Consider the following 21520-nt stretch of genomic DNA (forward strand, 5'->3'; position numbering starts at 1 on the left):
TTATTTCAGGGCTGGACCGGCGAGACGAAGCCGTCGGGCTTTATCGCCAGGACAGACGAGTTTATCTTTCCGAGTATTCTTTCAGCGGTATTGCCTATAAGGAGACCCGGGAGGCCAGCCCTCCCGACAGTCCCCATCACGACGAGTCCGGCCTTCTTCTCCTTCTGCATAGCCGGGATTATGTCCCAGGGACTCCCCTTCACGAGATGCGTCTCGTGCCTCACGCCGCTCAAGTCCGCCTTTTCTACCATCTCTTTAAGCCATCTCGCGTGCAGCGCGTGGGTCTCATTGAGGTATGCCTCGAGGTCCTGGCTCGACAAAAGGCTCCTTACCCTGTAGAGGCTCTCGGAGAGGAGCTCCCAGGCATGGATGACGTGGATTACGCCGCCCCATGCCCTTGCAATCGTCGCTGCCGCGTCCAGTATCTTTACGTTAAGCGCGTTCCTTTCCGGATGGTACGGGTCCGGGTCCACTGCCGCCAGTATCCTTTCGAAATGGCAGCCCTTCGACGGTTTTGTTATCAATACCGGGCAGGGGCATTTACGGAGAAGGTGCATGTCGTTGCTGCCCAGAAAGGCGCCCCTCAGGGGCCCGGTCTTTTCAGAGCCCTTTACGACAAGGTCGTGCCCGCCCCTTAATACCTCGCGTATTATCTCTATGAATGGTGTCCCGATAAGGAGCCTCGCCTCGGCGCTTACGCCCGTTGTCGAGAGAGATTCGAGAGAGGATTCCATGCGCTCGCCGTCTTCTCTCGCGACCCTGTTCCAGAGCTCCATGAAGGAATTGTTGCCCTTGAGGTTCGCTGGCAGGTCCTCAAGCGCGTCGGCGAGCACGAGAGAGGCCTTCGCGTGTCGCGCGAGCCTGGAAGCGCACTGGAGGGCGATCTCCTGACCCTCCCCTCCCCCTATGGCAAGTATGCTTTCGAGCTTCATCATGATGGAGTATATCATTGCCCCGGCTGTGAGGCAACAGGGACCGGAGAAGCGGCTTTCAAAGAACCGGGCGAAATGATATTATCGGGCCGGATTAACGGATGAGGAGAAGGAATATGCTCGCCAGGGTTTTAGCCGCAGTCGTCTTGACCGCAGCTGCAGTAGCGGGCATATTTTATTTCAACTCGCACACGGTAGAGGCGGGTCCGGAAAATGCGGCTTTCCGGCAGGTCGAGCCATCAAGGGTGTGCATGGTGCAGGACAGAGTCTCTTTCATGGGGAACATCCCCGTGGAGATAGAGGGTAAGACGTATTACGGCTGCTGCCCGAACTGCGTGGGAAGGCTCCTGTCTGCCGGAGCGCTCCGTTATGCGATCGACCCGTCCACGGGTAGCCAGGTTGACAAAGCCGAGGCCTTTATCATTTCAAGGGAAGACGGCACGGTAATGTATTTTGAATCGGAAAAGACGGCCCGCGGTTACCACCAGGCAATGCAAACCATCTGATAGCAAGCACTTTACGCCTCACTCAAGCCCCGCGCGCCGGCTCAGGCGAAGTGGGCCTTCCAGAACGACTCTGCCTCCTCGACATCCGCCCTGCTCCCGATTATCAGGGGCGTCCTCTGGTGGAGCTCCCCTGGCCGTATCTCCATTATCCTCTCGATGCCGTTGGATGAACGGCCTCCGGCCTGTTCGACGATGAACGAGAGCGGGTTGGCCTCGTAAAGGAGTCGTAGCTTGCCGTTACGCGATTTCTTGTCAGCCGGGTAGAGGAAGATGCCGCCCTTAAGGAGGTTACGGTGGAAGTCCGAGACGAGCGAGCCCACGTACCGGGCGCTGTAGTCCTTGCCGTCCGACTTAAGCTTCTCTATATACGCGCCGGTGCCCGGGAGCCAGTGCTTGCTGTTCCCCTCGTTTATGCTGAATATCTTTCCCTTCTCGGGGATCCTGATATCCGGGTGCGAAAGCAGGAACTCCCCGACGCTCGGGTCTAGCGTGAAGCCGTGCACGCCGTGGCCTGTCGTGTAGACCATCATGGTGCTCGAACCGTAGAGGATGTAGCCTGCCGAGACCTGCTCGACCCCGGGTTTGAGGAAGTCGGCGGTAGTGACCTTCGCGTCGCTGCTGCACCTAAGTATCGAGAAGATGGTGCCCACGCTTACGTTCACGTCTATGTTGGATGAGCCGTCGAGAGGGTCGAAGAGGAGGAGGTAGCAGCCCCTAGGGTACTTGCCGTCCACGTGGATGATGTCGTCCATCTCCTCTGAGGCCATTGCGGAGAGATGCCCCCCGTGCTCCATGGCCCTGATGATGGTCTCGTTCGCGAGCTCGTCGAGCTTCTGGACCTCCTCGCCGTGGATGTTGTTGTTGCCCGACGCCCCGAGTATGTCGATGAGGCCCGCGCGCCGCACCTCCCTTGATATTACCTTTGCGGCGGTTACGAGGTCCGAGAAAAGCGCCGTGAAATTTCCGGTAGAGCCCGGGTGCCGCCTCTGCTCTTCAAGAAGGAACTTGGTAAGGGTCATCCCGATGGACATGAAGGGCCCTCCTCTGGAGAATTTTCCAAAAGGCTGCTGAAATAGCCCAATCTGCTTGTTGTCTTTAAAGCTCGTCACTGCGCGCACTAAAAGTACGCCTATGCCTCACTTTTCGACTCCTTGCATCTTGAGCTTTTTGAGCAGCCTTGGGCTGTGCCCCTTGATTATATACTGAAATCAGGGGATGTGAAGCCCTTTTTCGTCCCTTCTTGAAAGCGAACCGAGGTGCGGATTTCAGTACGCGCCTGCCTTGAGTTCCGGGAAACGGAAGCCATCGAGGCTGGCAAGCTCGAAAAGGCCGGGATACTTATCGTCCTCAAGGAGGATCTTCCTTACGTTGCCCTGCCAAAGGGTGTAGAAGAGCTCCTTTTCCTCTTTTGTAGCCATGCCTCTCATGACCCTGGGCATGAGGTCGTTCATCCTCGGGTCTCCCGAGAGGGCCTGGGGATTGTAGGATATCTGAACCGCCTTTCCGTTATCCTCCCTCTGGAAGATGAAGGTATTGAACTGGGGGTCTTCGGCGTCGAAGAAAAGCTTGTTGTTCCTGCCGAACCTACCGCCGAGCCCCTTGAAGCCGGTTGCGCCCGCGGCCCCGGTTATGAGTGAAATTACATGGGCCTGGGGACCATAGGCCAGGTCGCCGGGACCGCCCTTTACAATGACCCGTATCTCTCCCCTCACAGGGACTTCTTCACCGTAAAGGGCCTTTAACGCTTTCTGTGTAAGCCTGTATGCGCCTGAAACGGCGGGGCATGAATGGCCGGCCACCAGCACGGCATCCGTGTAGTTGATGACGAAAAGCTCGTTCTCGTCCTGAGCGCCGAGGATGTATGCAAGCGGCTCCTTGAGCCTTATGGGCTCGACCTCGCTAAAAAAATCCTGGCGCCATTTCGTGGTTTTCTTCATGAAGGCTCCTCTCTTTCGGGCAAATGCCCGAACAAAAATTTTAGCAAAAACGGGCCTTAAGTGCAAGTTTAGGGGCGGCCCCGGCCCATATCCGCATTTTTACATAAGAACCATACTAACGCACTGACATTTATCCCCTAAAATTCATCCTGCTTTTTGAAAGAACAATTTGCCCTTTTCCCTTCCAAAGCTTCGGATAAGCCTATAAAGAGCTTAAAAAAAAGCGCTTCTAAACCGCATATATCTCTTGACAAGTTTGAGTTTGATTTATAAAATAAGTTTAATTTTATATTTCAGATTATTTTTGAACTTAATAATGTTCCCTTCATTCAAATACAGGAGCAATCATAGGGGTGGGCATAAGAACTCCGGAACTTCTTTCAAAAATCGATATTCCCAGGCAAAAGCTCTATTACCTTGAGCAGAAGGGGTTTATAAAACCCCGGAAGATCCTCATCGGGGATAAGGAGTTCAGGGAGTATTCCGAAGAGGACGCAAAGAAGGTCGAATTCATCTGGAAATACCTGAAAAAGGGTTTCAAATACAAGATAGCCTACGAAAAGGCTATGGAAGAGCTCCAGAACCCGCAGTTGAACCTGGTTAAAACCGAAAAACCCGCTTAGACGGTAGGAGGAGCCGAATGGAGGGGCTTTCAATAAGCTCTGAACCGCCCAGTAGCAAAGCGGCCAAAGTCGCTGTAAGGTCCGACTTGGCCGAGTATATCGAGTGCCCCGCTTCAAGGCCCGAGAGCTGGAACGATTGGAAGTGGCAGCTCAAAAACCGCATAACCTCCCTTGAGGCGTTGAAAGACCTCATACCCCTTACCCGGCGGGAAGAGGAAGGAATCAAGCGCGCCACCGGCCGCCTGGCCATGGCCATAACACCCTATTTTCTCACGCTCATCGACAGACAGGACCCCAAATGCCCCATAAGGAAGCAGGCAATACCCAGGCTCGAGGAATTCAGCGTCTCTTCCTGCGAGATGGTAGACCCTTGCGGTGAGGACTCCCATTCCCCGGTCCCGGGGCTCGTGCACAGGTACCCTGACAGGGCCCTTCTGATAGTGACCGACTCCTGCGCCATGTACTGCAGGTATTGCACGAGGAAGCGGATGGTCGGTGAAGAGCACCCGCCCATGCCCATAGAGCGCTTCGACGACGCGATAAAGTACATCAAGTCGAAAAGGTCCATAAGGGACATCCTCATCTCGGGCGGCGACCCGCTTATGATGAAGACCGAGGTCCTCGAGGACTATATAAAGAGGCTCAGGGCCATACCGCACCTTGAGGTGATCAGGATAGGCACCAGGGTGCCTGTGACGCTGCCCATGAGGGTGACAGGCGAGCTAGTCGCGATGCTCAGGAAATACCACCCGCTCTACATAAGCATCCATTTCTCTCACCCGAAGGAAATCTCTCCCGAGGTCGAGAAGGCCTGCTCCATGCTCGCCGACGCCGGGATACCGCTCGGCAGCCAGACCGTGCTCCTTAAGGGAGTGAACGACAGGCCGGCTGTCATGAAAAAACTCATGCAGGAGCTCCTTAAGATACGGGTCAGGCCCTATTACATATACCAGTGCGACATGGCCGTTGGCACGGGCCACTTCAGGACGCCTGTCTCTGTTGGCATGAACATAATGGAGGAGCTCCGCGGCCACACGACAGGATATGCGGTGCCGACCTTCGTGGTCGACGCGCCCGGGGGAGGGGGGAAGATCCCGGTTGCGCCCACCTACCTGATCTCCCAGGCAAAGGGCAGGCTGACGCTCAGGAATTACGAGAACAAGATCTATACCTATTCAGAGCCGGAGTGAGATTATGAAGAGCGACGACCTCCTGGATGGGCTGGAAGCCGGCGGAACTGCCGTTCAAGCCGGGCATGCCGAAGAAGGGCCGCCCGGAAAGACCAGGCCCGCGCGCTTCGAGGACCAGGAGAACTATTTCCTCAACTGGCTTACGGCCACGCCCGCCCAGATGAGGACGCTCAAGAGCCTCGAGCTCGACCCTGAACGGAGGCACGAGACCGTGCTCGCGTCCCTCCTCAGGGAACGGAGCAGGAACGTGGTCCCCTTCAGGCCGGTCTCAAGGAAGACCCGCGTGGACACCGAATGAATTCAAGCCCTTTTCCGGCCCTGTCCTTGTAAACTCATCCAAGCCCCGACATCCCCGCCTTGATTTCCGGCCCTGTTAATACTATATTATACGGGAGCATATAACCGTAACCGCAAAGGAGCAGGCATGGAAGACTTTTCGCACCAGATAATGGATGAGGACTATAAGAAGGAGCTCCTCGACATACTCTATAACAAGTCGTTCAGGTATGACGAGGCCGGGTTCACCCTTTCAAGCGGCAAGAAGAGCAACGTCTACATTGACGTCAAGAAGACGGCCCTCTCGTCGGTCGCCATGGAGCTCATCGGCTACGCGTACTTCCAGAAACTGAAGCTCGCGCCCATCGACGCGGTGGGAGGCATGACCTTCGGGGCAGACCCCATCGCCTACGCCGCGGCCCTCACGTGCACGGTGAGGGGCAAGTACCTCGACGTGTTCGTAGTAAGGAAGGAGCCCAAGGGGCATGGCACCCAGGCCTGGGTGGAGGGCGACGTGAAATCCGGCGCCAACGTGGTGGTAGTGGAGGACGTGGTGACTACCGGTGCCTCCACCATCAAGGCCGTGGAGAAGGCCAAGGAGGCGGGCTACAACGTGCTCCGCGTGATACCCCTCCTGGACAGGGAAGAGGGCGGCGCCGAGAACATCCAGAAGGCGACCGGCATCAAGGTCGACCCCATCTTCACGTTGTCGGACCTGATGGAGGTCCACAAGAAGAAGATGGAAGAAGAGGAGAAGGAAAGGAAGAAGCAGGAGAGGGAAAAGGAGAAGCCGGTATTCTGAGAAGACTCTCTAAAATTGATCTTTTCCCCGGACTCTGCGTCAAGCCGGGAATAAAATTGCTCACATATAATCATATATGCTCCGCTTTTTATTCCCGGCCTTCCTTGATTACGGGAAAAATCTCTAATTTTAGAGGTTGCCTTTGATAAAAGCAAAGAGGCCCGGCCCGCAAGGGCCAGGCCTCTTTTTTTGTATGGGCGGTATCGCATGAAAAATCTGGCCAAGATGGGATTGACATGAGCCTTTCCCCAAAAGACCGCATCATCTTCGCCCTGGACGTGCCTGATATCAAGGGCGCGCAAAGATACGTAGACCTTCTCAAAGACCGCGTGGGCGTATTCAAGGTAGGGCTTGAGCTCTTCGTGGCCTGCGGCCCGGATGTGGTAAGGATGGTGCGCGAAAGGGGAGGGCGCGCCGTTTTCCTCGATTTGAAATTCCACGATATACCGGAGACAGTAAAGGGGGCCGTACGCTCGGCAGCCGCCCTGGGCGTTGATTTTATTACCGTCCACGCCTCTGACGGAAGCTCCCTTCTGAAGGCAGCGGTCGAGGCTGCCGGGAAGACGAAGGTGCTCGGCGTCACCGTTCTTACGAGCCTTTCAAAGGACTCGTTTTCCGAAGCAGGGATAGACGGGGATTTTACGCCCGAATCGCTTGTGCTTTACCGGGCCGGGGTCGCGAAGGCCTCAAGGTGCGCGGGAATAGTCTCCTCCGGGCTTGAGGCCGGGGCCGTGCGAGAAGCGCTCGGCCCGGATTTTCTCATCGTCACGCCGGGGGTGCGCATGGCCGAGGACGCCAGGGGTGACCAGAAGCGGATAGTGACGCCGTTCGAGGCCGTCTCTAACGGGGCCGACTATATAGTCGTTGGCCGCCCCATAAGGGATTCTAAAGACCCGGCCGGCGCGGCGGAAAGGATCGCTTCGGAGATAGAGAAGGCGATGCAGGGGCGGGCCTTATAGAAAACCTCGATAAGAAAGGTCTGCTTGATTCCCATTTTTGCGTCATTGCGGGGAGTGAGGCGACGAAGCAATCTCAAAGCGCCCGATATTCCAAAAGATGAGATTGCCGCGCTCCGCTCGCAATGACGAGTACGCCAATGAATCAGAGTTTTCAAATTTTGGAGCTTAAGCCCCTCTCTAAAGAGGGGCTTTGTTTTACCCTATTACCGATTCGTCCTCGAACCGCGTGTCTTCAACGCTCGCCACGTCGAATTCAAAGCCCTGGGTATAAGGGTGCTCCTCTCCCTCCATAAGGTCCTGTATTATCTCAGCGTATTGTTCTCTGGCCTCTTCGACGGTTATCCTCTCGTTTACTATGTCGTTGGCCAGGTTCAGGGCCAGGAAGTTGGCCTCCTCGCGGTCGCACATGGCAGAGACGGTCCCTGAAGTGCGCTCCACGATTACGCTTCCGTCAAACTCCGCGAGCTCGTCGAATTTGTCAGGGGGCACCTGGTAGGGAATGGTCTGGCGGAGGGTGTCCTCATGTTCCATGGGGAACCTGTGCGTGGCGACGTCCTTATGGAGTACCGTCTCCATCCAGGGCCCGTTCTCGCGCCAGATGAGCCTTGTCGGCGTAATTTCGTCAGGCTCGCCGTATTTATCGACCATCTGGTTCGCGGCGCTACGCGCCGACTCCGGCCAGTCGGATACGAATTCCTTTGCCGACCTGCCTTCTATGGCTGTAACGGCGCTCGCGAGACTCGAGAGCGCGATAAAGAGCACCAAAAGGACGGGCAGATGAAGTTTCATTCGCATTGCGGCACCTCCTTTTCCGTGGGTTGAACATAATAAGAGTATGAAGGAAAAGGTTTGCTGCCTCAAGCTGCCGGAAGTAGATGCGTGGAGGGGAGGGCTCAGTTCCTGAAGGAGCGGTTCATCGCAAGGGACCTTCCGTTGAAGGTGAGGGGGAGGGCCTTTTCAGGCTCGTCCTTAAGGGTCGCGCTTATGTGCAGGTGAGGCTCGAACGAATTGCCCGAGTTGCCCACCCGGGCTATTATCTGGTTTTCTTTCACTGATTGCTTCTCTTTCACGGTGATGCTCCCCTGTAGGAGGTGAGCCACAAGCACCCTGGCATTTCCGCATTCGATGATTATGTGGTTTCCATCGGGGTTTTTGATATCCGGCGAGCGCGGCGGGTTGTCGGGCAAACCGTCCCTGACCCCTGTTATTATGCCTGAGCAGGGGCTGTAGACGACCTCCCCGTATATTTTATGGAGGTAAAGCTCGGAAGGGAAAAAGCCGGAGGCCCTGTTCCCGAGCATGCCGAGCTTCACTATGTCGAGGGCGTAGCGGTCGCCTGCCGATGAATGGAACGGGTTCGCGATACGGCCTGCCCCGCCCTGCAGGACGTAATACCTCCCGTCCTTGAGCGGAAAAGAGAGCTCGACTGGTTCGTCCTTGATGAACCTGCCCTTGAGGGCGGCGAAATCAAGGGCCAGGAAGATTACGAGCAGTATGATCCTCGGCCTGTAGCTCGCGCGCCCCCTGCTGTCCCTCCTTCCGAATATGGTCCGGTCCTCGAGCCTGGGAAATGTCTTCACGACCGCGACCGCGAAGAGGAGCGCTATGGCGTATTTGAGCCACACGCTCGCGAAGGCCCATGTCCCGGCTACCAGGAAGAAGACCACGACAGCGGCGGAGAGGAGCGCGCGGGTGGCCCAATCGGTCCTGCTCGTGAACTTGCCTTTCCAGAGCCATGCCGAGCAGAGGAGCGGGAACGCTATGGAGAGGAGCGTTATTACCGAGATTACGGCCGGGAGCATCAGCTTGCTACCTATCTCTTCCTGGCATAGCCCAGATAATTTACGGAGGTGTCCCTGGATATCCTGAACTCGAAGCGGAGCGGGTCGTAGCTCATGCCGACGAGCTCCGAAAGCTCGACCCCGTTCTCCTCGAGTATTTCCTTAAGCAGAGAAGGCCTGATGAACCGGGCATAGTCGTGCGTGCCCCTGGGGACCATGCCCAGGAGGTCCTCGGCCACGAAAAGGGCGAGAAAGCGCGCCCGGACGGTTTTATTGATTGTGCCGAAAAAGAAAATGCCGCCGGGCTTGAGCATGGAGAGCGAGTCCCTGAGGAAGCCCCGGAGGTCGTCGACATGTTCCAATACTTCGGCGCAGACGATGATATCGAAGGAAGGGCCTTCCTTTGCGAGCGCGGCGGGCGAGGCGACCTTGTAGTCTATCGTGAGGCCCGATTTAGAGGCGTGCTCCCTTGCGGCCTCGATTGCGACGGGCGAGAGGTCGATACCGGCAACTATCGCGCCCTTTTTCGCGAACTCTTCTGAAAGGAGCCCTCCGCCGCAGCCGATATCGAGGACGGACATGCCCTTAAGCTCTCCGGCGCGGGATTCAAAGTAGCCGAACCGGAGCGGGTTTATCCTGTGGAGCGAAAAGAGCCTCCCGGCAGGGTTCCACCAGTCAGCGCCGAATTTTTCGAATTTTTGTGATTCGGAGGTCATGTTATTCTCTTAGAGAATGTTGGGGTTATTGTTCTTCCCATTCGGTTTCGCTCAGGGCTTCGGCTCACGCGCTCAGAGTACAGTGGCTACCTGTACTCCCCCGCCCCTAATTGGCAAGTTCCTCTAACATTTTGTCAATCTCCAGCCACTTGCCGTCGGACTCTGGCGGTCGCTTAACAGGGGCGACCGTTGTCGCCGGTTTTTTGGCCTTAGCCGGCGTGGCGGCCAGGCGGAACCCTACATACCGGTCCCGACGGACCGCAGGGCCCCAGCTCCGCACTGAAGTCCGGACGTATTCAGCTATTTCGCTCCAGGAGCCGCCGCGGTCGACATGATACTGGCCGCTCGCCGGGCCTTGCGGATTATTAAACTGGCTTGAACTATAGTAGCCTTCATGGTAGATATCCGAGACCCATTCCCGGACATTGCCGCTCATGTCATACAAACCGAGGCCGTTGGGCTTGAGCCGGCCCACCGGATGGGTCCTGCCGCCTGAATTTTCCTCGAACCAGGCGTATTCCCGTAGCTTCAGGTCATCGCTCGTGCCCGCCCACTTCTCCATCTGCCCGCCGCTACGCGCAGCATACTCCCACTCTGCCTCGGTAGGAAGCCGATATGCGACCCCGGTCTTGCCGCTCAGCACTTTTGTGAACGCCAGGGCCTCTTTCCAGCTTATACTCTCTACGGGGCAGTCGGGGCAATTCTTGTAATAGGCAAAATAGCTCCCGGTCAGTTCCTCCCACTGCCTCTGCGTGACCTCGTATTTACCTATGTAAAAATCGTCCACGCACACGCGGTGCACGGGCCTTTCGTCGTCATCTCCGCGCCCGAAGACGTCTCCCATGTCGAAGCAACCGCCCTTTACAAATACCATGCCTTCGAGCGCAGCCTCTTCCGAAGCTTCAGGCCCGCTTTCCGGCTGGGCCTGAGGGTCGGCCAGGGAACCTTGCGGATAGAAGGTTACGATAGCGAAAGCAAGCACGGTTGGGATATAAATCGAATGTACTCTATTCTTAAAACCCAGGACAGTAAACGGCCGTTTTTCTTCCTTGCTCATGGCGCTTGCCTCACGTTGCCGGGTTACGGGAACCGCGGAAGCAGTCGGGTCAGCGAAGCGCAGCCCAAAAAGCCCCTGCCGTGTTTGCCGTCACTGCGAGGGGTACGCGACGAAGCCATACTCATAATTCGTGGATTACTTCGCTTCGTTCGAAACGACATCAATGGGCCGGCTATAACCCGTACTCCTTCCACCTCTTTTCAACAAGCTCCTCTATGCTCCTGTCCATCTCCATCTTCTCACCCCACTTTCTGGTGACCTCGGGCGGCTGCTTGTTCGTTGCGTCAATGCCCATCTTCGAGCCGAGGTTATCGAGCGGCGACGAGAAGTCCAGGTAGTCTATGGGCGTATTCTCTATGATGAGGGTGTCCCTCTTTGGGTCCACCCTGGTCGATATCGCCCATATGACGTCCGCCCAGTCATGCACGTCTATATCTTCGTCCACGACGATTATGTATTTCACGTACATGAACTGCTTCAATACGCCCCAGAGGCCCATCATTATCCTCCGCGCGTGGCCGGGGTATTCCTTTTTAATCGATACGACGGCTATCCTGTATGAGACCGCCTCCATGGGCAGGCTGAAATCCACCACCTCCGGGAACTGGAGCTTCAGAGAAGGGAGATAGAGCTTGTTCAATACCGTCCCTATTACCGCGTCTTCCTTGGGCGGCCTGCCCGTGATGGTCGTAAGATAGAGCGGGTCTTTCCTGTGGGTTATGGCCTTAAGGTGAAATACCGGGAAGGGCTCGGGCGCGTTGTAGTAGCCCGTGTGGTCGCCGAATGGCCCCTCCATCTCAAGCTCCCCGTGGCGTATTTCGCCTTCGAGGACTATCTCCGCTGTCGCGGGCACCTTTAAGGGCACGGTCTTGCACTCGACGAGCTCGATCGCCTTTTTCCGGAGCACCCCGGCAAAGTGGAACTCGCCCACGTCCTCGGGCACGGGCGTGACGCCCGCTATGGTGGTAGCGGGGTCGCAGCCTATGGCGACCGCAACAGGCATGGCCCGTCCTTCCTTTTCCCACTCCCGCTGGTGGGTGGCGCCCCCGCGGTGCTTGAGCCACCTCATTATCGCGCGCTTACGGTCGATATACTGCATCCTGTAGACGCCCACATTGAAGGGCCCGCCTTTGGGAGACTGCGTCACCACAAGCGGCCAGGTGATGAGGGGGGCCGCGTCTCCCGGCCAGCATTTGATTACGGGTATTTTCGAGAGGTCTGCGTCATCCGTAAGGACGACTTCCTGGCAGGGGCCGTGCTTCACGGTCCTGGGCCCGAGCGTAAGGACTTTGCCGAAATAGGGTATCTTCTTTACCGCGTCCCAGAGGCCTTCGGGCGGTTGGGGGCGCTGGAGGGCGGCTATGAAGCCGCCAATCTCCGAAAGCTCTTCCTCGGTAACGCCGAGCCCCAGGGCGACCCTCTCGGCCGTGCCGAAGAGGTTCCCGACAATTGGGATATCATGGCCCTTGGCCTTTTCGAATACGACAGCCGGGCCGCCCGCCTTCACGAGCTTCTCCATTATGGCGGATGCTTCGAGGCGCGGGTCGACTTCCGCCTTTACGCGCTTGAGGAGCCCTCTTTTCTCGAGCTCTCCCAGGAATTCCCTTAGATCGTAATAATGCATCTTCCCTCTCAGAGGTTCAGGTCGAGGACTATGAAGGCAAGGATGAGCCCGCCGATGAACGCGTTAGCCTGGAAGCCCCTGGACGCTGCCTCTCGCGTAGCATTCTTCCTTACCGAAGCCGCTACAGCCAAAAAGAGCGCAAGCGCCACGGCGAGGCCCGAGAAGAATACGGCCCCCAGTCCTGCCAATGCCGCTCCGGCGCCGAGCGCCAGGGCGAAAAGGATATAGAGGATAAAGAGCGCCTTGTGGACGGATTCACCGAAGAAGATGGCCGTGGATTTTACGCCCACCCTCCTGTCGTCTTCCCTGTCCATGAGCGCGTAGATCGTGTCATACGCTGTAGACCAGAATATGTTGGCGACGAATATCAACAGGGCAGCGGCCCCGACCTCGCCCTTTGCCGCGCTCCAGGCCATTACGGCGCCCCAGCCAAAGGCCATGCCGAGGACGACCTGTGGAAAATGGCTTACGCGCTTGACGAAGGGATAGGCACCGGCAAGGGCCAGCCCCGCGAAGGAAAGCAGTATGGTGAGCCGGTTAAGCTGCAGTACCAGCGCAAAGGCGGCGAGAGAGAGAGCTGCGAAGACCAGGGCCGCCTCCTTCACCCTGAGCCTGCCGTTCGCAAGCGGCCTGGTTCTGGTCCTTTCGACGAACGGGTCGAAGTTCCTGTCAGCTATGTCGTTTATGGCGCAGCCCGCGCTCCTCATGAGGAACGTCCCGGCCGTGAATACGAAAAGGAGCTTAAGCCCCGGTTCTCCGCCCGAGGCCATAAAGAGGGACCACATCGCGGGCCAGAGGAGAAGGAGCGTGCCCTGCTGCCTGGGAAGCCTGATGAGGTCTGATATGGCGTGCAGTTTTTCGACGGCGACCGCGCCCTGGCCCATGCTCAGCTCCTTACCGTCAGGCATGCGAGCTCGGGGCTGAATATCTCCGCGACAGCGGCCTTGATTGTCCAGCGTTCCGAGCTGCCGTTGAAAAGGACATACCTTCTGGCGAAGAGAGGGGTCTCGGCAGGCGCGCCAAGCTCTAAAGAAACCGACGGGCTTTTCACGACCCCGATCTCGAGGCGTTCCTTTCCAAAGAGGATGCCGTTTTCGGCAAGCACTCTTCCCAGCGGCTCCGAGTAGTTTTTGGCCGCGCCCTTGCCGCCTCCGTAAAGGGCCTCGAATAGCCTGGGGTCTATCATGTCCAAGGGGATGAGAGTGCGGGCGTAGATGAGCTTTCTGCCGCCCGCCTTGAGCCAGACCTCTCTTTCAGCGGCCCTGGCCCCGGGCGCGGCCACGAGACAGGAGGCCTCTTCAGGAGTGAGGAGGGTCTCGCCAGCGAACCTGACCTCTGCCTCGACCCGGGCCCTTGTAAGGAGCTCGAGCTCCACGGTCATCGAGCCCTCTGAAAAAAGGAGGAGCTTCTGATGGGGCAGGAGCCCCTCAACGAAAGGCGAGTTCCGGGCCTCCTCGGCCCCGAGCCATTCCTTGAGGAGAGAATATGAGTACCCCTTGGCCATAAGGTGTGAAATTATCACATAGGAGGCCTTTGGTCAACAAGGCCCCTCAAGACCGGAAGGGGCATCAAGGGCATAAAAAAAGCCGCATCCAAACGGAGATGCGGCTTTGGTCCAGGCATGGCTTGTTCAATGGTTCTTTGGGCCCTCTTTTTCCGGCTCGGGCTCCACGGGGAGCTCCGAGGCCTTGAGGAACGCGTCAACGCTGTATTTGATCGCTGCCGCGGTGCTTTTGTTCGGGCTCCTTAAAATCTTAAGGAGCTTACCGACATATATTATCTCGTCCGGGCTCAGGGCGGAGAGGTCAGGGGCCCTGGTGAACTCCTTCCCGTACATCATGGTCTCCTCGGCGGCGGTCATGTAGCCCCTTCCTGATTCGCCGCCCTTTCCCGGCCTGTACATCTCGCCCTCGCCGGATATGAGCCAGTCCACGGAAAGCCCGTAGATGTTGGCGAACCTGAGCACGAGGTCGGTCGGCATCTCGCCCCTTTTCTTGTAATTGGAAAGGGCCTGGGGGGTTACTCCGAGCACGCGGGCCACAGCCGAATCGTTCTTGAGCTTCCCGGCCCAGCGCATCCTTTCTATAATTTCAGAATAGCTTACACCCATTAGAATTCTCCTTGCTTGGTTTGCTTTTATGCTATTTAAGAGATAAACGGAACCGAGCCTTTCAAGGGAGTGAGCAGGCATTCATGCTGTGCTTTTAGCGGTGTGTATAGTGGCAGATTTTAAACGCCGCGGGACTTACTCACCCAGTGTTACCTGTCTTTGCGACGAGGCAGATATTTCAACAAATTATAGACCTTTTTAAAGGCGCTGTCAATACCGTTCGATAGCCGTTATTGGGCTGAAATAATTCCAATCTGGTCTCATTATCAAACCGCGTGAACCGGTCCTGGAGGGAAGGGGGAAGTCATGGTGGGCGGTACAGGATTTGAACCTGTGACTTCCACCGTGTGAAGGTGGCACTCTGCCGCTGAGTTAACCGCCCGTATTGAAATGAACACATATTTTACAGGCATTGCGGGGCGGCAGTCAAGAATTACCTTGAAGAGACCGGTCTTCAGGGGGTATATTTTCGTGTACAATGGATTATGAGGGTAATGGGGCTTGACATAGGCAGGAAGACCATCGGCGTGGCGCTCAGCGACCCCGCGGGCCTTACCGCGCAGCCAGTGACCACGATAAAGCGGACGTCTTTATCGAAGGACATGGAAGAGGTGCTGGGGCTGGCGGCGGAGAACGAGGTTACGGCCATCGTTGCCGGGCTTCCGCTCAACATGGACGGAAGCCACAGCTCCCAGACAGAATTCGTGCTTAAATTCATTGAAAAGCTCAAGGAACGGACCGATATACCCTTAAAGACCTGGGACGAGAGGCTTTCGACCGTTGCCGTTGAGAGGCTCCTCATAGAGAGCGAGATGCGGAGGGAGAAGAGGAAAGAGGTGGTCGATAAATTGGCTGCCGCCTACATCCTGCAGGGCTACCTGGACAGCCTGAGGAAGGCCGGTTAGGCCCCCTCAGGAATCAGAAAACGCGATGCGTAAAAAGATAGAAAAAATAGCGATAATACTGGCGGCAGGCCTCCTTTTGGCCGTCACGCACTTTTACGTGACCTTCCTTACCCCTCCATCGAGTGAGCGGGCAATAAAGACGGTGCGTATCGAAAGAGGCATGAGCTTCAGGCTCATTGCCGAAACGCTCGAGCGCGAGGGGGTCGTGCGCGACGCCGACACGTTGGGGTACGCGGCCCGCATCCTCGGCGCGTATAAGAAGGTAAAGGCCGGGGAGTACGAGTTCACGACCGACATGACCCCGTTCGAGGTGCTCGATTGGCTTGTAAAGGGGCGGATAAAGAGATATTCCGTCACGCTCCCGGAGGGCTATAATATAAAAGAGATGGCCGCGGCGCTAGATGCCGCGGGCCTTGTAAAGGCAGAGGTCTTCATTGCAAGGGCATTGGACCCGGAGCTTGCGGCCTCGCTCGGCGTCGAGGGCCCGACCCTCGAAGGCTACCTTTTCCCGGACACCTACGAGTTCACAAAAGGGCTTAGCGCGGACGAGATAATCTCCAGGATGGTTACGAAGTTCAACAGGGTGTACTCCGAGTTCGAGGACGAGGCCGGGAGGCAGGGCATGTCCATGAGAAAGGTGGTGACCCTCGCATCGATAATCGAGAAGGAAACAGGAGCGCCTTCCGAGAGGGAACTTATAGCAGGGGTGTTCCACAACAGGCTCAGGCAGGGGATCAAGCTCCAGAGCGACCCAACGGTCATCTATTCCGTTCCCGGCTTTGACGGCAAGATACGGAAAAGCCATCTCTCGATGAAGTCGCCCTACAATACCTACGTGAACTACGGCCTCCCTCCCGGCCCCATCGCGAGCCCGGGGAAGGATTCGATAGCCGCCGCGCTAAGGCCCGCCAAGACCGACTACCTCTACTTCGTCTCGAAAAACGACGGCACGCACCAGTTTTCAAGGACGCTCGTTGAGCACAACAGGGCCGTGGACGAATTCCAGAGGCGGGTGAGGGTATCAGCAAAGTCAGTAGAAGAAAAACCGTAGCCCAGGATTGAGGCAGAGAAAGGCCTCAGTATATCCTCCCCTTGAAGCCGCTGGAAACCCTCGCTACCCCGTCCTCGTCCACAATCAGGCCCTCGACGCCTTCCAGCCGCTCGATAAGCTCCATGCCCCTGGCCGGCCCCATGACGAAGACCCCGGTCGCGAGCGCGTCGGCTGTGGTGGGGTCCTCGGCCGCGAGCGTGACGGCCTGCGCGCCCCTTGCAGGGAAGCCGGTCCTGGGGTCGAGTATGTGATGGTATCTAACGCCGTCCTTCTCGAAGAACCTCTCATAGTCCCCTGATGTAGGCGCGGCGCCGTTCTCAATATACAGCTCTCCCAAGAGGCCCTCTTTTCTCGGGTGCTTTATGCCTATGGTAAAGGGCTTGCCGTTGTCCTGAAAGACGACCATGTCTCCGCCGGCGCGCACTATCCCCCTTGCCACACCCCTTGCCCTGAGTTCCTCTGCCGCGTTCCCGATTATATACCCTTTCGCTACCCCGCCGAGGTTAAGCGACATGCCCTCCCTTGCAAGGGCTATACTCTTCGCGTTCTCGTCGAGCATCACGCCCCTGTAGCCCACAAGCCCGAGGAGCCTTTCGACCTCCTCTTTTGAAGGTACGATGCCTTTCTCCCCCGAAGGGCCCCAGACCCCTGCAAGCGCGCCCACAGTGGGGTCGAATGCGCCGTCCGTAAGCACCGCTACCCGCAGGGCCTCCTTTGCGACCTCGAATGTATCGGGCGATACCGGAAGAGGGCCCTTTCCGGCATTCCGGTTTATTCTTGAAATATCGCTATCCGGCCTGTAGGAGCTTAAAAGGGCTTCGAGCCTCTCTATTTCCCGGAAGGCTGCGTCCACGGCCTCGTCGAAACGCTCCTTTTCTCCTTCCATGAGAGTCATCTCGACAAGCGTACCCATCGCTGGCCTAGCGTAGTTGACGGCCTCCGGCCTTTTCCTCCATATGAGGAGGATCGATACTGCAAGGAGGAGGAATACCGAAAGAGCGACAATAGAGTATTTCCAGAAGCCCTTTTTATCCATGACTCAAATCCTTCAAAAGTTTCTTATCGCATCTATCAACGGCAAATAAAAAGCCGGGCCCTCAGGCCCGGCTTTGATGCGCCTTATGGCAGGAAGTGCGGCTTGGGCAGGCCGTAAAGCCTTTGCCGGACTTTCCTTATGGACATAACCCGGGGGAACCCGCCGTTTCGGAAGTGCTAAAACTCCTCTTCCTCGCTTTCGGTCCTCTCCATGATGCCGAGGCCGGTCTCCTCCTCGAACCTCCCCCGTATTTTCTGCTCCTTCTCCATCTTGGACATGCACTCGACGCACACCCTCGTTGCCGGAAGGGCCCGGAGCCGCTCCTCGGCGACCGGCTCGCCGCACTCCTCGCAGACCCCGTAGCTGTTGTCGCGGAGGCGCTCAAGGGCGTCCTCGATCTCCGAGAGCTTCTCCCTGTCGCGGTCACCGAGCATGAGGGCGAGCTCCCTTTCACGCTCGTTGCTGGCTATGTCGTATATGTCGCCTATCTCGTACTTGAGGACGTTGCTTTCGCTACGGACCTTTTGGGAGACCTCTTGAAGGATCTTGTTCTTCGCGTCCAGGAGCTTCTGGGATATCTCTTTCTTGAACGGCACCTTGCCTGCTTTCGGCTTGGTTTCTTTCTTTGCTGTGTTGCTGCTGGTCCTTTTTGCCATTTGTTTCTCTTCCTTTGGTGATTTCGAGGAAGCCTTGCCGGCGGAAGCTTTAGGAGCCCCGGCCAGCGGCGCCCCTTTTTTCACTGGTTTCACGGCTTTTTTGGTTTTTTCGGCTGTTTTTGGCATAAGTTGGAAGTATACAGTTTTTTAAAATGTTGTCAATGGATTTTGGGCTCGCTCCATTGCAGCGGAATCTTGCCTGTAAACTCAAAAACCCTGTTTGGCCGCAGCCAAAATATAAGCTGGCCGAAGCTTGGGGGAATAAATAATTATACCAAAAACGAGGGCCCCATCAAAGCCTCTTAGGGATTGACACTCATTTCATCGCTAATATAGAATGATAAAATCCGAAAGGCTATTTTTCAGAGATGATTTTTGACGTCATAATAATCGGGGCCGGACACGCCGGGTGCGAGGCAGCGCTTGCGGCCGCAAGGACCGGGCTCTCGACTCTAGTCCTCACGATGAACCTGGATACCATAGGCCAGATGTCCTGCAACCCGGCAATAGGCGGCATTGCAAAGGGACACCTGGTCAAGGAGATAGACGCGCTCGGCGGCGAGATGGCCAGGGCCATAGACGATACCGCCATCCAGATGAGGACCCTTAACGACAGCAAGGGCCCTGCTGTCCGGGCCACCAGGGCGCAGGCTGACAGGGCCCTTTACAGGCAGAGGATGAAAAGGGCCCTTGAGGGGACGCCCAACCTCCACCTTAGGGAAGGGGTTGTCGAGGCTGTCATCACTGGACCCGGCACGCGCGGCCCGCTTTCAGCCAAAGGGGTTCGCCTCTCCACAGGGGAAGAGCTCAATGCGGGCGCGGTCATAGTCACAACCGGCACGTTCCTCAAGGGCCTCATACACATTGGCATGAATAGTTTTCCAGGCGGCAGGGCAGGCGACCCGGCCAGCAACTCCCTTTCCGGGTCTCTCTCATCACTGGGCCTCAGGCTCGGGCGCTTGAAGACCGGCACCTGCCCGAGGCTAGACAAGAGGAGCATCGATTATTCAAGGACCACGCTGCAGGAGCTTCAGGACCCGGCTGAATTCAAGCCCTTTTCCTTTTCATCGCCGCCTTTCACGCGGGAGCAGGTCCCATGCCATATAACCTATACCAACGAGGAGACCCACAGGGTAATAAGAGAAAACCTGGCGCGCTCACCACTATATAGTGGGGTTATAGAAGGTATAGGCCCAAGATATTGCCCATCTATAGAGGACAAGGTAGTCAAGTTCCCTGAAAGGGCAAGACACCAGGTCTTTCTTGAGCCAGAGGGCCATGATACGGTTGAGGTCTATCCGAACGGCCTGTCCACCTCCCTTCCCATAGACGCGCAGAAAGCCTTTCTAAAGACCATACCCGGACTTGAGAAGGCCGAGATTCTGAGGCCCGGTTACGCGATAGAGTACGACTACGTTGAGCCGACCCAACTCAAGCTATCGCTTGAGGCAAAAGAAATAGAGGGGCTTTTTCTTGCCGGACAGATAAACGGGACTTCCGGGTATGAGGAGGCGGCAGCGCAGGGGCTCATGGCCGGGATAAACGCCTCATTGAAGCTAAGGGGCAAGACCGCGCTCATACTCGACAGGGCAGATGCCTACATAGGTGTCATGATAGACGACCTCGTCACCAGAGGCACAGGAGAACCATATAGGATGTTCACCTCCAGGGCAGAATACCGGCTTCTTCTTCGTGAGGACAATGCTGACCTCCGTCTCAGGGAAAAGGGTTTCGAGGCCGGGCTTGTCACACCTGAAACACACGGGGTATTTCTCGAAAAAAGCAATAAAATCAATCGGTTGAACGCATTTCTGGACTCGGCCCGGTTTAATCCCACGAGGGAGGCGAGAGAGGCCCTCATGGCCCTCGGAGGCGGCGAGCTCCAGAAATCCGTTACCCTGAGGGAGCTCCTCCGGAGGCCCGGCATAAGCCTCAGGGATGTGCTCAAGCTAGCCAAAAGCGAATTCCCGGTATCCGATGAGATTGCAGAGGCTGTTGAGATCGAGACCAAGTACGAGGGCTATATAAAAAGGCAGGTGGAGGAGGCAGGCAGGTTCAGGAAGATGGAGGGGATAAGGATACCCGAGCTTTCCTATGAGGGCGTTGCGGGCCTCTCCGCAGAGATACGGGAGAAGCTTCAGAAGGCGAGGCCCTCTTCCATAGGGCAGGCCAGCAGGATATCAGGCATGACGCCAGCCGCCATTTCCATGCTGATGGTGCATCTGAAAAAGATCGGCGCCTATAGATAATAGATAGTCTGCCTCTAAAATAGCTCTTTTTCCTGACCTCTGTGTCAGGGCGGGAATAAAAATGCTCACATATTCTCATATATGCTGCGCTTCTTATTTCCGCCCTTCCTTGATTTCAAAAAATAACTGATTTTAGAGACAGACTGAAATAAATGTTCCACGTGGAACATCTCAGGGTATTTTGAACCATGATAGATAGCGAAAAGCTCGAAATCCTGAATAAAGGGGCGCTTGAGCTTGGCATAGGGCTTGACGAAGGGCAGGGAGGCGCCTTTCTCGCCTATCTCCGGGAGCTCAAGACATGGAATAAGAGAATAAACCTTACCTCGATAGAGGATGATAGGGAGATCCTTATAAAGCACTTCCTCGACTCTCTCACGCCCGCGCGCTTCCTCTCGGGAATAAAATCCGTGCTCGATATGGGCGCTGGTGCGGGATTTCCCGGCATACCGCTTAAGATAGCCATGCCGGACCTTCAGGTGACCCTACTCGATTCAGTCCTTAAGAAGGTGAGCTTCATGCGCCATGTTATAAGAACACTGGGGCTAAATGGCATAGAGGCCATCCATGCCAGGGCCGAGGCAAATGAGCTGAAAACAAGGCTCGCCGGCTCATTCGATTGTGTAATATCGAGGGCGTTCTCGGAGTTGACGGCTTTTTCAGCCCTGGCCCTCCCTTATTTAAAGCCCAACGGCATGCTCCTGGGAATGAAGGGGCCCGCTGTGATTGACGAGCTTGAGGCCATAGGCGAGATACGCGGCTTTTCCAGGCCAGAGGTCCATGAGGCTCGAATCCCGTTCTCAAACAGGGTCACACGTCTGGTCATAATGCGGAAGTTATAACGGCTGCATCTAAAAATAATTATTTTTCCTTATCTCTGTGTCAGGGCGGAAATTAAAATGCTCACGTATTCCCATATATGCTGCGCTTTTTATTTCCGCCCTTCCTTGACCTCAGAAAAATTCTCAATTTTTAGAGGCACCCTAATGTTCCACGTGGAACAATCGGCTTAATTTCGCCAAAGATGTTCCACGTGGAACATCTACGGGTTCTTTTCCCTTGAAATCACCAGGCCCGATGTTTTAAACTCACCTGACGAACTCTCGAAAG

At 56.4% G+C, this 21520-nt stretch carries 23 protein-coding genes and 1 tRNA gene; 10 read left to right on the forward strand and 14 right to left on the reverse strand.

Going from position 1 to position 21520, the window contains the following annotated elements; translation table 11 throughout:
* Positions 1-5: 5 nt before the first annotated feature.
* Positions 6-950 (reverse strand): universal stress protein, encoded by a 945-nt coding sequence (locus QY316_00145; GenBank protein WKZ32852.1) that lies wholly within the window; start codon positions 948-950, stop codon positions 6-8.
* 98 nt (positions 951-1048) lie between these two features.
* Between QY316_00145 and QY316_00150 the strand changes: the two genes are divergently transcribed.
* The gene (locus QY316_00150) at positions 1049-1438 is read left to right on the forward strand and encodes a hypothetical protein (GenBank protein WKZ32853.1); all 390 of its coding nucleotides are present in this window, start codon (positions 1049-1051) and stop codon (positions 1436-1438) included.
* A 41-nt stretch (positions 1439-1479) separates the two neighbouring features.
* On the opposite strand, the gene fbp is transcribed toward QY316_00150, so the two are convergent.
* Positions 1480-2469, reverse strand: coding sequence for a class 1 fructose-bisphosphatase (fbp, locus tag QY316_00155; GenBank protein ID WKZ32854.1), 990 nt, complete (start codon positions 2467-2469; stop codon positions 1480-1482).
* A gap of 234 nt (positions 2470-2703) precedes the next feature.
* On the reverse strand, positions 2704-3375 hold the full coding sequence (locus QY316_00160; protein ID WKZ32855.1) for an FmdE family protein: 672 nt from the start codon (positions 3373-3375) through the stop codon (positions 2704-2706).
* 353 nt (positions 3376-3728) lie between these two features.
* Here QY316_00160 and QY316_00165 point away from each other — a divergent pair, with 353 nt between their 5' ends.
* The 5 genes from QY316_00165 to pyrF all read left to right on the forward strand — a co-directional run bounded on the left by QY316_00165 (position 3729) and on the right by pyrF (position 7225).
* Positions 3729-3998, forward strand: a complete 270-nt coding sequence (locus tag QY316_00165; GenBank protein ID WKZ32856.1) for a hypothetical protein — start codon at positions 3729-3731, stop codon at positions 3996-3998.
* Between the two features lie 17 nt (positions 3999-4015).
* Entirely contained in the window at positions 4016-5188 is a 1173-nt protein-coding gene (locus tag QY316_00170) for a KamA family radical SAM protein (GenBank protein WKZ32857.1), read from the forward strand.
* Between the two features lie 4 nt (positions 5189-5192).
* Positions 5193-5486 carry a hypothetical protein gene (locus QY316_00175; GenBank protein ID WKZ32858.1) on the forward strand — a complete coding sequence of 98 codons (294 nt, stop codon included), beginning with the start codon at positions 5193-5195 and terminating at the stop codon, positions 5484-5486.
* 126 nt (positions 5487-5612) lie between these two features.
* Positions 5613-6266, forward strand: coding sequence for an orotate phosphoribosyltransferase (gene pyrE, locus QY316_00180; protein WKZ32859.1), 654 nt, complete (start codon positions 5613-5615; stop codon positions 6264-6266).
* Positions 6267-6502: 236 nt separating this feature from the next.
* Positions 6503-7225 carry an orotidine-5'-phosphate decarboxylase gene (pyrF, locus tag QY316_00185; GenBank protein WKZ32860.1) on the forward strand — a complete coding sequence of 241 codons (723 nt, stop codon included), beginning with the start codon at positions 6503-6505 and terminating at the stop codon, positions 7223-7225.
* A 195-nt stretch (positions 7226-7420) separates the two neighbouring features.
* Here pyrF and QY316_00190 read toward each other — a convergent pair whose 3' ends face one another.
* The 9 genes from QY316_00190 to QY316_00230 form a co-directional block, all read right to left on the reverse strand.
* A complete protein-coding gene (locus QY316_00190) occupies positions 7421-8014 on the reverse strand; it encodes a hypothetical protein (GenBank protein ID WKZ32861.1) in 594 nt (197 codons plus the stop codon).
* Between the two features lie 104 nt (positions 8015-8118).
* On the reverse strand, positions 8119-9027 hold the full coding sequence (locus QY316_00195; protein WKZ32862.1) for a M23 family metallopeptidase: 909 nt from the start codon (positions 9025-9027) through the stop codon (positions 8119-8121).
* Between the two features lie 11 nt (positions 9028-9038).
* On the reverse strand, positions 9039-9722 hold the full coding sequence (ubiG, locus tag QY316_00200; GenBank protein WKZ32863.1) for a bifunctional 2-polyprenyl-6-hydroxyphenol methylase/3-demethylubiquinol 3-O-methyltransferase UbiG: 684 nt from the start codon (positions 9720-9722) through the stop codon (positions 9039-9041).
* Between the two features lie 106 nt (positions 9723-9828).
* Entirely contained in the window at positions 9829-10779 is a 951-nt protein-coding gene (locus QY316_00205) for an SUMF1/EgtB/PvdO family nonheme iron enzyme (GenBank protein WKZ32864.1), read from the reverse strand.
* Between the two features lie 172 nt (positions 10780-10951).
* On the reverse strand, positions 10952-12403 hold the full coding sequence (locus tag QY316_00210; GenBank protein WKZ32865.1) for a UbiD family decarboxylase: 1452 nt from the start codon (positions 12401-12403) through the stop codon (positions 10952-10954).
* A gap of 8 nt (positions 12404-12411) precedes the next feature.
* Positions 12412-13311: a 4-hydroxybenzoate octaprenyltransferase gene (ubiA, locus tag QY316_00215; protein WKZ32866.1), complete on the reverse strand. Its 900-nt coding sequence runs from the start codon at positions 13309-13311 to the stop codon at positions 12412-12414.
* Positions 13290-13925 (reverse strand): chorismate pyruvate-lyase family protein, encoded by a 636-nt coding sequence (locus QY316_00220; protein WKZ32867.1) that lies wholly within the window; start codon positions 13923-13925, stop codon positions 13290-13292. Before QY316_00220 ends, ubiA begins: the two co-directional genes overlap by 22 nt.
* A 108-nt stretch (positions 13926-14033) precedes the next feature.
* Positions 14034-14513 carry a helix-turn-helix domain-containing protein gene (locus QY316_00225; protein ID WKZ32868.1) on the reverse strand — a complete coding sequence of 160 codons (480 nt, stop codon included), beginning with the start codon at positions 14511-14513 and terminating at the stop codon, positions 14034-14036.
* 307 nt (positions 14514-14820) lie between these two features.
* Positions 14821-14895, reverse strand: a tRNA-Val gene (locus QY316_00230).
* A gap of 103 nt (positions 14896-14998) precedes the next feature.
* Between QY316_00230 and ruvX the strand changes: the two genes are divergently transcribed.
* Both ruvX and mltG read left to right on the forward strand, forming a co-directional pair.
* Positions 14999-15418, forward strand: coding sequence for a Holliday junction resolvase RuvX (gene ruvX, locus QY316_00235; protein ID WKZ32869.1), 420 nt, complete (start codon positions 14999-15001; stop codon positions 15416-15418).
* A gap of 25 nt (positions 15419-15443) precedes the next feature.
* Positions 15444-16469 (forward strand): endolytic transglycosylase MltG, encoded by a 1026-nt coding sequence (gene mltG / locus QY316_00240; GenBank protein ID WKZ32870.1) that lies wholly within the window; start codon positions 15444-15446, stop codon positions 16467-16469.
* A 25-nt stretch (positions 16470-16494) separates the two neighbouring features.
* Here the strand turns inward: mltG and QY316_00245 are convergent, their stop codons facing one another.
* Together QY316_00245 and QY316_00250 are read right to left on the reverse strand one after the other, a co-directional pair.
* Positions 16495-17505, reverse strand: a complete 1011-nt coding sequence (locus tag QY316_00245; protein WKZ32871.1) for an FAD:protein FMN transferase — start codon at positions 17503-17505, stop codon at positions 16495-16497.
* A 176-nt stretch (positions 17506-17681) separates the two neighbouring features.
* A complete protein-coding gene (locus QY316_00250; GenBank protein WKZ32872.1) occupies positions 17682-18161 on the reverse strand; it encodes a TraR/DksA family transcriptional regulator in 480 nt (159 codons plus the stop codon).
* 368 nt (positions 18162-18529) lie between these two features.
* On the opposite strand from QY316_00250, the gene mnmG reads away from it, so the two are divergent.
* Both mnmG and rsmG read left to right on the forward strand, forming a co-directional pair.
* Positions 18530-20410, forward strand: coding sequence for a tRNA uridine-5-carboxymethylaminomethyl(34) synthesis enzyme MnmG (gene mnmG / locus QY316_00255; GenBank protein WKZ32873.1), 1881 nt, complete (start codon positions 18530-18532; stop codon positions 20408-20410).
* A 188-nt stretch (positions 20411-20598) separates the two neighbouring features.
* Positions 20599-21252, forward strand: a complete 654-nt coding sequence (rsmG, locus tag QY316_00260; protein ID WKZ32874.1) for a 16S rRNA (guanine(527)-N(7))-methyltransferase RsmG — start codon at positions 20599-20601, stop codon at positions 21250-21252.
* Positions 21253-21520 lie beyond the last annotated feature (268 nt).

This window comes from Thermodesulfobacteriota bacterium (assembly GCA_030583865.1).
In the GTDB taxonomy this organism is placed as follows: Bacteria; Desulfobacterota; GWC2-55-46; order GWC2-55-46; family GWC2-55-46; genus UBA5799.

Bases quoted from the DNA above. Each gene is read 5' to 3' on its own strand.
- QY316_00145 (WKZ32852.1), bottom strand. From the start codon at position 950: ATGATATACTCCATCATGATGAAGCTCGAAAGCATACTTGCCATAGGG.
- QY316_00150 (WKZ32853.1), top strand. From the start codon at position 1,049: ATGCTCGCCAGGGTTTTAGCCGCAGTCGTCTTGACCGCAGCTGCAGTA.
- fbp (WKZ32854.1), bottom strand. From the start codon at position 2,469: ATGTCCATCGGGATGACCCTTACCAAGTTCCTTCTTGAAGAGCAGAGG.
- QY316_00160 (WKZ32855.1), bottom strand. From the start codon at position 3,375: ATGAAGAAAACCACGAAATGGCGCCAGGATTTTTTTAGCGAGGTCGAG.
- QY316_00170 (WKZ32857.1), top strand. From the start codon at position 4,016: ATGGAGGGGCTTTCAATAAGCTCTGAACCGCCCAGTAGCAAAGCGGCC.
- QY316_00175 (WKZ32858.1), top strand. From the start codon at position 5,193: ATGAAGAGCGACGACCTCCTGGATGGGCTGGAAGCCGGCGGAACTGCC.
- pyrE (WKZ32859.1), top strand. From the start codon at position 5,613: ATGGAAGACTTTTCGCACCAGATAATGGATGAGGACTATAAGAAGGAG.
- pyrF (WKZ32860.1), top strand. From the start codon at position 6,503: ATGAGCCTTTCCCCAAAAGACCGCATCATCTTCGCCCTGGACGTGCCT.
- QY316_00190 (WKZ32861.1), bottom strand. From the start codon at position 8,014: ATGAAACTTCATCTGCCCGTCCTTTTGGTGCTCTTTATCGCGCTCTCG.
- QY316_00195 (WKZ32862.1), bottom strand. From the start codon at position 9,027: ATGCTCCCGGCCGTAATCTCGGTAATAACGCTCCTCTCCATAGCGTTC.
- ubiG (WKZ32863.1), bottom strand. From the start codon at position 9,722: ATGACCTCCGAATCACAAAAATTCGAAAAATTCGGCGCTGACTGGTGG.
- QY316_00205 (WKZ32864.1), bottom strand. From the start codon at position 10,779: ATGAGCAAGGAAGAAAAACGGCCGTTTACTGTCCTGGGTTTTAAGAAT.
- QY316_00210 (WKZ32865.1), bottom strand. From the start codon at position 12,403: ATGCATTATTACGATCTAAGGGAATTCCTGGGAGAGCTCGAGAAAAGA.
- ubiA (WKZ32866.1), bottom strand. From the start codon at position 13,311: ATGCCTGACGGTAAGGAGCTGAGCATGGGCCAGGGCGCGGTCGCCGTC.
- QY316_00225 (WKZ32868.1), bottom strand. From the start codon at position 14,513: ATGGGTGTAAGCTATTCTGAAATTATAGAAAGGATGCGCTGGGCCGGG.
- ruvX (WKZ32869.1), top strand. From the start codon at position 14,999: ATGAGGGTAATGGGGCTTGACATAGGCAGGAAGACCATCGGCGTGGCG.
- mltG (WKZ32870.1), top strand. From the start codon at position 15,444: ATGCGTAAAAAGATAGAAAAAATAGCGATAATACTGGCGGCAGGCCTC.
- QY316_00245 (WKZ32871.1), bottom strand. From the start codon at position 17,505: ATGGATAAAAAGGGCTTCTGGAAATACTCTATTGTCGCTCTTTCGGTA.
- QY316_00250 (WKZ32872.1), bottom strand. From the start codon at position 18,161: ATGGCAAAAAGGACCAGCAGCAACACAGCAAAGAAAGAAACCAAGCCG.
- mnmG (WKZ32873.1), top strand. From the start codon at position 18,530: ATGATTTTTGACGTCATAATAATCGGGGCCGGACACGCCGGGTGCGAG.
- rsmG (WKZ32874.1), top strand. From the start codon at position 20,599: ATGATAGATAGCGAAAAGCTCGAAATCCTGAATAAAGGGGCGCTTGAG.